Source organism: Trichloromonas sp. (assembly GCF_041583255.1).
GTDB lineage: Bacteria > Desulfobacterota > Desulfuromonadia > Desulfuromonadales > Trichloromonadaceae > Trichloromonas.
Genome location: NZ_JBFHGD010000229.1, coordinates 1 through 4,937 on the forward strand (window position 1 = coordinate 1; position 4,937 = coordinate 4,937).

Consider the following 4,937-nt stretch of genomic DNA (forward strand, 5'->3'; position numbering starts at 1 on the left):
CCCCAAGGTTAACTGCTGCCTCGACGCCGTCGAAGAAGGGGTCGCCAAGACCCACATCATCGACGGCCGCATGGAGCATGCCTGCCTGCTGGAGATCTTCACCGACAAGGGGATCGGCACCGCCATCGGACGATTTTAAAATCAGTGATTGGTGATTGAGAAACATCACAATCCATTGAACAGAGAGCAAGGATCAAATGAGCACATCCGCTGACTGGATCGCCCGGGGCGATAAGCATATAGCGAAAACCTACGGCCGCTACCCGCTGGTGCCGGTGCGCGGCGAGGGCTGCCGGTTGTGGGACGCCGACGGCAAGGCCTACCTCGATTTCCTCGCCGGAGTGGCGGTCAACAGCCTCGGCCACTGCCACCCCAAAGTGGTCGCCGCCCTGCAGCAGCAGGCCGCCACCCTGATCCACTGCTCGAACTACTACCACATCCCGCAGCAGATCGAGCTGGCCGAGATCCTCTGCGCCAACTCTTTCGCCGACCGGGCCTTCTTCTGCAACTCGGGGGCCGAGGCCAACGAGGCGGCGCTCAAGCTGGCGCGCAAGTACAGCAAGGAGAAACACGGCGAAAACCGCTTCGAGGTGATCACCACCCTCGGCTCCTTCCACGGCCGCACCTTCGGCGGCATCAGCGCCACCGGCCAGGAGAAGGTGCGCCTCGGCTTCGAGCCGGTGGTCCCCGGCTTCAGCTATGTCCCCTTCGGCGACATCGAGGCCCTGCGCGGCGCCATCGGCCCCGACACCTGCGCCGTCCTGCTCGAACCGATCCAGGGCGAAGGCGGGGTCAACGTGCCGCCGGCCGGCTACCTGGCCGCCGTGCGCGAGCTCTGCGACGCGAACGGCCTGCTGCTGATTTTCGACGAGGTCCAGGTCGGCTGCGGCCGCACCGGAACCCTGTTCGCCTACCAGCTTGAGGGGGTCGAGCCGGATATCATGACCCTGGCCAAGGCCCTCGCCGGCGGCCCGCCGATCGGCGCCATGCTGGCCCGCGAGGCGATCGCCGAAAGTTTCGGCCCCGGCAGCCACGGCTCCACCTTCGGCGGCAACCCGCTGATGGCCGCCGCCGGCATCGCCGCCATGAAGGTGCTGCTGGATGACGGCATCCTCGACAACTGCCTGGCCATGGGCGACTATTTACGCCGCCGGCTGGAAGAGCTGCGCAGCCGTTATCCCTTCGTCGTCGCCGTACGGGGCCGCGGCCTGATCCTCGGCATGGAGCTTTCCATCGATGGAGCAGCCATCGTCAACAAGGCCCTGGAGCGCGGCCTGCTGCTCAACTGCACAGTCGGCAAAGTGCTGCGCTTCGTGCCGCCGCTGACGGTGACCACCGCCGAAATCGACGAGGCGATCGAGATCCTTGGCAGCATCCTGGCCGAGTTCGGGTAAGGGCGCCGCATGCGGCGGCCTGCCATTGGATTAAATTACTTCAGGAGAACATAAAGTGAAAAAAGATTTTCTGGCCCTTTCCGACTGGAGCCGCGAAGACCTGGAAAAAATCTTCGCGCTGACCCTCGAACTCAAGGCCAAGCATAAGCGCGGAGAAGAACACCCGCTGCTCAAGGGAAAAACCCTGGGGATGATCTTCGAAAAGAGTTCGACCCGCACCCGGGTTTCTTTCGAGGCGGGGATGTTCCACCTCGGCGGCCACGCCCTCTTCCTGTCGTCGGGCAACACCCAGATGGGGCGCGGCGAACCGATCCAGGATACCGCCCGCTGCATGGCCCGCTACTGCGACGGCGTGATGATCCGCACCTTCTCCCAGCAGGTCGTCGAGGATTTCGCCCGCCATGCCGACATCCCGGTCATCAACGGCCTGACCGACCTCTATCACCCCTGCCAGGTGATGGCCGACCTGTTCACCGTCATCGAGCACAAGGGGAACTACCGCGACCTCAGTTACTGCTGGATCGGCGACGGCAACAACATGGCCAACAGCTGGATCAACGCCGCCGCCGTGTTCGGCTTCGAGCTGCGCATCGCCACCCCCAAGGGATACGAGCCGGATGCCGCCGTCATGGCCCGCGCTGAAAAACTGGGCGCCAGAATTCTCTACACCAACGACCCGGTGGAGGCCGCCCGCGGCGCCATGGTGCTCAACACCGACGTCTGGGCCAGCATGGGCCAGGAAGCCGAGCAGAAAGAGCGGGAAAAGGCGTTCAGGGGTTTCCAGATCAACCGCGATATCGTCGCCATCGCCGATCCCGGCTGCATCGTCATGCACTGCCTGCCGGCTCACCGCGACGAAGAAATCACCGACGAGGTGATCGAAGGGCCGCACTCGGTGATCTTCGACGAAGCGGAAAACCGCCTGCACGTGCAGAAGGCCATCATGGCCACCCTGATGGGCTAAGGAAAATCTCCAGTAATGAACCTTACCTGTCCCCAGTGCGGGTTTTCCAAAGAGATCGCCCCGGAGCGGATCCCGGACGGCGTCAAAAAAGTCGTTTGTCCCCGCTGCAAGGAACCGTTTACTCTGCCGGAGCAGGCGCCCCGAGTCTCAGCCGAACCGGCTCCGGGCGCGCAGCCGGAGCTTGCCGCCGCACCAGCAGCGGTCGCACCGTCTGCGGCTTCGACTGCTGTCGACCTGCCCAAGGCCGGCTTCTGGATCCGCGTGGTCGCCTCGCTGCTCGACTCGCTGCTGGCCGGCCTGGCTCAGTTTGTTTTCGCCTTCATCCTGAACATAACCGCCGGTCACCTGATGGGCGGCCTGGACCCGCAGGGCAGTGCCGCCTACGGCATGCTGACCGCCCTGTTCGGCATCGTGTTCGGCATCGCCTATTCGGTCTTTTTTACCGGCTACTGCGGCCAGACCCCCGGCAAGATGGTAGTGCGCATCAAGGTGATCCGCACCAGCGGCGCCGAAATAAGCTACGGCCGGGCCTTTCTCCGCGAAGTGCCGGGCAAGTTTCTTTCCGGCCTGATTCTCGGCATCGGCTACCTGATGGTGGCCTTCGATGACCGCAAGCAGGGGCTGCACGACCGCATCGCCGACACCTACGTGGTAAAACTATAAAAACAGCTCTTGCCACGGAGACACGGAGTCACCGAGAGTCGCACCAAGTTTATTCGTTATATGGATTCACCCTGAAGAGAATAACGAGAAGCCCCATTCGTTTGGATAACTTCTTTTTTTGTCCCAATAACTCAGCAGCTCTGAGCTTCTGTGGCAAAAGCATGTTCCAGTTTAAAATTCAGCCGCCTTCACAGGAGGCCCGCTGATCCTCAATCAACCAAGGAGACCATCATGTCCAAGAAAAGCACCGTAAAAAAAGTCGTCCTCGCCTATTCCGGGGGCCTGGACACCTCCATCATCCTCAAATGGCTGACCGAAGAGTACGATTGCGAAGTGGTCGCCTACTCGGCCGACCTCGGCCAGGGTGAAGAGCTCGACCATATCCCCGAAAAGGCCAAGAAGACCGGCGCCAGCAGCTGCCATATCCTCGACCTCAAGGAAGAGTTCGCCCGCGACTTCGTCTTTCCGATGTTCCGCGCCAACGCCATCTACGAGGGGCGCTACTTCCTCGGCACCTCGATCGCCCGGCCGCTGATCGCCAAGGCGCAGATGGAAATCGCCGCCAAGGAAGGCGCCGACGCGGTCTCCCACGGTGCTACCGGCAAGGGCAACGACCAGGTTCGCTTCGAGATCGCCTACTACCATTTCGACCCGGCGATCAAGGTCATCGCCCCCTGGCGCGAGTGGGACATGAAGAGCCGCACCGCCCTGGAGAACTACGCCAAGAAGCACGGCATCCCGGTGCCGACCAGCAAGAAGTTCCCCTGGAGCTCCGACCGCAACCTGCTGCACATCTCCTTCGAAGGGGACATCCTGGAGAATCCCTGGGCCGAAGCCCCGGAAGAGATGTATGCCCTGACCGTGCGCCCCGAAGACGCTCCCGACCAGCCGGAATACGTCGAGATCGAGTTCGAAAAAGGGGATGCCGTCGCAGTCAACGGCGAGCGCCTGTCGCCGGCCAAGCTGCTGGCCAAACTCAATGAGTTCGGCGGCAAGCACGGCATCGGCCGGGTCGACCTGCTGGAAAACCGCTACGTCGGCATGAAGAGCCGCGGCGTCTACGAGACCCCCGGCGGTACCATCCTCGAAGAGGCGCACCGCGCCGTCGAGTCGATCTGTATGGACCGCGAGGTCATGCATCTGCGCGATTCGCTGGTCCCCCGCTATGCCGACATGATCTACAACGGCTACTGGTTCTCCCCCGAGCGCATGGTACTGCAGACCTTGATCGACGCATCACAGCAGACCGTCAACGGCAAAGCCCGCATCAAGCTGTACAAAGGGCACTGCCGGGTCGTCGGCCGCGATTCCGCAACCGACAGCCTGTTCAACGTCGACTTCGCCACCTTCGAAACCGACGATGTCTACAACCAGGCCGATGCCGAGGGCTTCATCAAGCTCAATGCCCTGCGCATGCGCATTGCCGCCATCCAGCGCCAGAACCGCAAATAACTGATTGCCACAGAGACACGGAGACACGGAGAAACCAGAGTCAATCCTCTGGGACTCCGTGTCTCCGTGGCAGGTTGAATGGAATTTTCGAAACAGTCTCAAATCAAAACTTCGGTGGTCGCCTGCGTCATCGACGATCAGGAGCGGGTTCTGCTGACCCGCCGCTGCATCGAACCCTTCTGCAGCCTGTGGGTGATGCCAGGGGGAAAGATCGACCACGGCGAACCGATCCTGGCGGCCCTGCACCGCGAAGTGCTGGAAGAAGTCGGTATCGAGGTTCGCGCCGAAGGGCTGATTGACGTTTTCGAGCACGTCAACATCGGCAAGGGCAACGACCACTTCATCATCCTCTACTACCGGGCCAGCCCGCTGAGTTTCGATCTCGCGCCCAACGGCGAGGAATGCACCGAAGCCAGGTGGGTTTCCAAGGATGAGCTTGCCGGGTATTCCATGCCCCCCGGGGG

The 4,937-nt window shown here is 62.1% G+C and carries 5 protein-coding genes and 1 pseudogene; all 6 read left to right on the forward strand.

The window, feature by feature from the left end; genetic code table 11:
- Positions 1-139: pseudogene (locus ABYV89_RS14455) on the forward strand (acetylglutamate kinase); the annotation flags it as partial.
- A 58-nt stretch (positions 140-197) separates the two neighbouring features.
- On the forward strand, positions 198-1,394 hold the full coding sequence (locus ABYV89_RS14460) for an acetylornithine transaminase (protein WP_432823641.1): 1,197 nt from the start codon (positions 198-200) through the stop codon (positions 1,392-1,394).
- Between the two features lie 55 nt (positions 1,395-1,449).
- Positions 1,450-2,358, forward strand: coding sequence for an ornithine carbamoyltransferase (gene argF, locus ABYV89_RS14465; protein ID WP_432823642.1), 909 nt, complete (start codon positions 1,450-1,452; stop codon positions 2,356-2,358).
- 15 nt (positions 2,359-2,373) lie between these two features.
- Complete coding sequence (locus ABYV89_RS14470; RefSeq protein WP_432823643.1) at positions 2,374-3,021, forward strand: RDD family protein; 648 nt, start codon at positions 2,374-2,376, stop codon at positions 3,019-3,021.
- A 231-nt stretch (positions 3,022-3,252) separates the two neighbouring features.
- Positions 3,253-4,473 carry an argininosuccinate synthase gene (locus ABYV89_RS14475; RefSeq protein ID WP_432823644.1) on the forward strand — a complete coding sequence of 407 codons (1,221 nt, stop codon included), beginning with the start codon at positions 3,253-3,255 and terminating at the stop codon, positions 4,471-4,473.
- 78 nt (positions 4,474-4,551) lie between these two features.
- A partial coding sequence (locus tag ABYV89_RS14480) for an NUDIX domain-containing protein (protein WP_432823645.1) occupies positions 4,552-4,937 on the forward strand: 386 nt, incomplete at its 3' end.

What these genes read in the sequence shown, in the direction of transcription:
- ABYV89_RS14460 (WP_432823641.1), top strand. Translation starts at nt 198, where the DNA reads ATGAGCACATCCGCTGACTGGATCGCCCGGGGCGATAAGCATATAGCG.
- ABYV89_RS14470 (WP_432823643.1), top strand. Translation starts at nt 2,374, where the DNA reads ATGAACCTTACCTGTCCCCAGTGCGGGTTTTCCAAAGAGATCGCCCCG.
- ABYV89_RS14475 (WP_432823644.1), top strand. Translation starts at nt 3,253, where the DNA reads ATGTCCAAGAAAAGCACCGTAAAAAAAGTCGTCCTCGCCTATTCCGGG.